General features: G+C 41.6%; 1 protein-coding gene. It reads right to left on the reverse strand.

The annotated features are described in order from the left end of the window. Position 1: 1 nt before the first annotated feature. A partial coding sequence (locus FC20_RS09765; RefSeq protein ID WP_156402984.1) for an IS30 family transposase occupies positions 2-334 on the reverse strand: 333 nt, incomplete at its 5' end.

Raw genomic sequence — 334 nt, forward strand, 5'->3', positions numbered from 1 at the left:
ACTAAATTTGGTAGATTTTATCCATTTCAGAATCGAATAATTCCTCTGGCGTGGAGTAATTCAAGATCTTTCGAGGTAGTGAATTACACCACATCTGAATACCAAAGATGTCGTCAATACTGTATTTGTCGATCCTCTCACCCTTTGGGATGAAGCGTCTGATAATGCCGTTGTGGCGCTCAACGCTTCCCTTGTCGCAAGAGGTGTAAGGGTGGGCATAATAAACAAGAGTTTTAGAAACTGCCTCTAAGTCGCTTAACTTCGCAAACTCTGACCCATTGTCAGTTGTGATAGACTTAAAGATTTGGTCCCATTTAGCGCCATATTCTTTACG

Source organism: Lactobacillus equicursoris DSM 19284 = JCM 14600 = CIP 110162 (genome assembly GCF_001434815.1).
In the GTDB taxonomy this organism is placed as follows: domain Bacteria; phylum Bacillota; class Bacilli; order Lactobacillales; family Lactobacillaceae; genus Lactobacillus; species Lactobacillus equicursoris.